The organism is Arenimonas sp., assembly GCF_019459675.1.
Lineage (GTDB): Bacteria > Pseudomonadota > Gammaproteobacteria > Xanthomonadales > Xanthomonadaceae > Arenimonas.
Genome location: NZ_JAIBFH010000129.1, coordinates 1 through 3,542 on the forward strand (window position 1 = coordinate 1; position 3,542 = coordinate 3,542).

Sequence of the window (3,542 nt, forward strand, 5' to 3'; positions counted from 1 at the left end):
CCCGGCGCGGCGACTGGCACCACCTCGGCAGCCCCAAGCCCTGAATGGGGCGGCAGCCCGGGAGTCCTTCCGGGCTGCCCAGCGGGGTCGATGGCGTCGGCTTGGCTGGCCGCAAGTGCGCGTGGGGGCTACAATTTAGGGCTCCCGCCGCCTCAGGATTGCCGCGCCGATGTTCTCCAAGGATATGCAGATCGCCGGATACGACGACGCCCTGGCCAAGGCCATGGCCCAGGAGCTCCAGCGCCAGGAAGACCACGTCGAACTGATCGCTTCCGAGAACTACGCCAGCCCCCGCGTGCTCGAGGCCCAGGGCAGCGTGCTGACCAACAAATACGCCGAGGGTTACCCGGGCAAGCGCTACTACGGCGGCTGCGAATACGTGGACATCGCCGAGCAGCTGGCCATCGACCGCGTGAAGCAGCTGTTCGGCGCCGATTACGCCAACGTCCAGCCGCACTCGGGCTCGTCGGCCAACATCGCCGTCTACATGGCCCTGCTCAAGCCGGGCGACACCGTGCTGGGCATGAGCCTGGCCCACGGCGGCCACCTCACGCACGGCGCCAAGGTCAATTTCTCGGGCAAGAGCTACAAGGCCGTGCAGTACGGCGTGGATGAAAACGGCCTGATCGATTACGACGAAGTGCAGCGCCTGGCGACCGAGCACCAGCCGAAAATGGTGATCGGCGGCTTCAGCGCCTATTCCCAGGTGGTGGACTGGGCGCGCCTGGCGGCGATCGCCAAATCCGTGGGCGCCTACTTCTTCGTGGACATGGCGCACGTCGCCGGCCTGGTCGCGGCGGGTATCTATCCCAGCCCCATCCCGCACGCCGACGTCGTCACGTCCACCACCCACAAGACCCTGCGCGGCCCGCGCGGCGGCATCATCCTGGCCAAGGCCAACGAAGCGCTGGAGAAGAAGTTCCAGTCGCTGGTGTTCCCCGGCACCCAGGGCGGCCCGCTGATGCACGTGATCGCGGCCAAGGCCGTGGCCTTCAAGGAAGCGCTGGAGCCAGGCTTCATCGCTTACCAGAAGCAGGTGGTGCTCAACGCCAAGGCCATGGCCAACACGATGATGGCGCGCGGCTACAAGATCGTCAGCGGCGGCACCGAAAACCACCTGATGCTGATCGACCTGATCGGCCGCGACGTGACCGGCAAGGACGCGGAAGCCGCGCTCGGCGCCGCCCACATCACGGTGAACAAGAACTCGGTGCCCAACGACCCGCTTTCGCCCTTCGTCACCTCGGGCCTGCGCATCGGCACCCCGGCCGTCACCACCCGCGGCTACAAAGAGGCCGAGTGCGTGGCGCTGGCGGGCTGGATCTGCGACGTGCTGGACGCGCCGGCCGATGAGGCCGTGGTTGCGCGCGTGCGCGAAGCCGTCACGGCCCAGTGCCGCCAGTTCCCGGTCTACGGCTGACCGATGCACTGCCCGTTCTGCCAGCACGAAGACACCCGGGTGATCGACTCGCGCGTGTCCGAGGACGGGTCCACCATCCGCCGACGGCGCGAGTGCGAGCAGTGCAACGAGCGCTTCAACACCTTCGAAGTGGCCGAACTCAAGCTGCCGGCCATCGTCAAGAGCGACGGCCGCCGCGAGGCCTTCGACGAACGCAAGCTGCGCACCAGCTTCGACCGCGCGCTGCAGAAGCGCCCGGTGTCGGCGGAAATGATCGATGGCGCCGTCCGCTCCGTGGTGCATGCCCTGCGCTTGAGCGGCGAACGCGAGCTGGCTTCGCTGCGCGTGGGTGAATTCGTGATGGCCGAGCTGAAGAAGCTCGACCAGGTGGCCTATGTGCGCTTCGCTTCGGTGTACCGCAAGTTCGAGGACGTGCAGGCCTTCCGCGAGGAAATCGAGCGCCTGGAGCGCGACCTGCCGGGCCTGGAAAGCCTGCAGCTGCCCCTGCTGGAAATCGTGCCGGAAAAGGCCAAGCGTTGAACCCGGTGGCGGTTCGTTTCCTGGCCGAGGTTCCCGGCCACGCCGACACGCTGGCGCGCTGGCACCATGCCACCTGGGGCCATCTCTACACCGACTGGACGCTGGACGTGGCTACCGAAGAACTCCTTGACCACGCTACCCGTCGCAGCATCCCCACCACGCTGGTGGCGATGCGCGGCGACGTTTTGCTGGGATCGGTGAGCCTGGTGCTGGAGGACGCGCCCGAACTGCGCGACCAGGGCGACGCGTGGATGGCGAGCCTGTACGTGGTGCCCGAGGCCCGCGGCCAGGGGCTGGGTGTGCGCCTGGCGAAAGAACTGGTGGCCCTGGCGGCGCAGCAACAGGTCGAGCGCCTGTGGCTGTTCACGCCCGAACACGCCCCTTTCTACGCCCGCCTGGGCTGGCGGCCCCAGGGGTCGGCCAAGTTGCACGGTGTTCCGGTGCACTTGATGGACATCGTGCCGGCATGAGCCAGAGTCCATGACGACCTATTCCGCCCACGACCACGCCCACATGGCCCGCGCCCTGCAGCTGGCCGAGCGCGCCGCGTTCACCACCCAGCCCAACCCGATGGTGGGGTGTGTGATCGCCAGCCGCGAGCGCGTGCTGGGCGAAGGCTGGCACGTGCGCGCCGGGGAGCCGCATGCCGAGGTGATGGCGCTGCGCGCCGCCGGTTCCAGCGCCCAGGGCGCCACCGCCTACGTCACGCTGGAGCCCTGCGCCCACCACGGCCGCACTCCGCCCTGCGCCGATGCGCTGGTGGCGGCGGGCGTCACGCGCGTGGTGGCGGCCAGCCGCGACCCTTACTACCAAGTGGCGGGGCAGGGCTTTGCCAAGCTCGAAGCCGCGGGCATCACGGTGGAGCACGGCCTGATGCAAGCGCAGGCGCGCCATCTCAACCGCGGCTTCTTCTCGCGCATCGAGCGCGGCCGGCCCTGGGTGCGGGTGAAGCTGGGCATGAGCCTGGACGGCCGCACCGCGCTGGCCAACGGCGAGTCGAAATGGATCACCTCGGACGCCTCGCGTGCCGACGTGATGCGCTGGCGCGCCCGCTCGGGCGCCATCCTGACCGGCATCGGCACCGTGATGGCCGATAACCCGAGGCTGACGGTGCGCCTGCCCGAGGGCGAGGACTTCGTGGCGCCGCTGCGCGTGGTGGTGGACGAACACGGCCGCCTGCCGGCCACGTCGCACCTGCTCACCGACGGCGTCGCGCCCACCCTGGCCGTGCACGGTGACGACGTGGTGCCCGCCTACGGCGACGACGTCACCGCCTTCGCCATCCGCCGCTTCGTGCACGGTGGCCTGGACCTGGGCGCCCTGCTTTCGCAGCTGGCGCAGCGCGGCGTGAACGAACTGCAGGTGGAAGCCGGCGCCACCCTCAGCGGCGCCCTGCTGCGCAACGGCCTGGTGGACGAAGTGCTGCTGTACGTGGCCCCGGTGCTGCTGGGCGCCCACGCCAAGCCTCTGTTTGCCGGCATCGACCCGGCGTCCATGTCCGAACGCCTGGGCCTTCGCCTGCTGGACACCCGCGCCATCGGCCCCGACCTGCGCCTGCTCCTCTCCACCCACTAGATCCACGCAGGAACGGGGTCAGGTTCAC

4 protein-coding genes are annotated in these 3,542 nt (G+C 69.2%); all 4 read left to right on the forward strand.

The window, feature by feature from the left end:
* The first annotated feature begins 169 nt into the window (after nucleotides 1-169).
* Genes glyA through ribD form a run of 4 tightly spaced genes read left to right on the forward strand, consistent with a single transcriptional unit; the run spans nucleotide 170 to nucleotide 3,514 of the window.
* Nucleotides 170-1,420, forward strand: a complete 1,251-nt coding sequence (gene glyA / locus K0M70_RS04620) for a serine hydroxymethyltransferase (RefSeq protein ID WP_290779901.1) — start codon at nucleotides 170-172, stop codon at nucleotides 1,418-1,420.
* Between the two features lie 3 nt (nucleotides 1,421-1,423).
* Nucleotides 1,424-1,939, forward strand: coding sequence for a transcriptional regulator NrdR (nrdR, locus tag K0M70_RS04625; RefSeq protein WP_290779904.1), 516 nt, complete (start codon nucleotides 1,424-1,426; stop codon nucleotides 1,937-1,939).
* Between the two features lie 5 nt (nucleotides 1,940-1,944).
* Complete coding sequence (locus K0M70_RS04630) at nucleotides 1,945-2,409, forward strand: GNAT family N-acetyltransferase (RefSeq protein WP_290779907.1); 465 nt, start codon at nucleotides 1,945-1,947, stop codon at nucleotides 2,407-2,409.
* 10 nt (nucleotides 2,410-2,419) lie between these two features.
* Nucleotides 2,420-3,514, forward strand: coding sequence for a bifunctional diaminohydroxyphosphoribosylaminopyrimidine deaminase/5-amino-6-(5-phosphoribosylamino)uracil reductase RibD (ribD, locus tag K0M70_RS04635; RefSeq protein ID WP_290779910.1), 1,095 nt, complete (start codon nucleotides 2,420-2,422; stop codon nucleotides 3,512-3,514).
* Nucleotides 3,515-3,542: the final 28 nt, after the last annotated feature.

Excerpts from the sequence above, each read along its gene's own strand:
- glyA (WP_290779901.1), top strand. The coding sequence starts at position 170 with ATGTTCTCCAAGGATATGCAGATCGCCGGATACGACGACGCCCTGGCC.
- nrdR (WP_290779904.1), top strand. The coding sequence starts at position 1,424 with ATGCACTGCCCGTTCTGCCAGCACGAAGACACCCGGGTGATCGACTCG.
- ribD (WP_290779910.1), top strand. The coding sequence starts at position 2,420 with ATGACGACCTATTCCGCCCACGACCACGCCCACATGGCCCGCGCCCTG.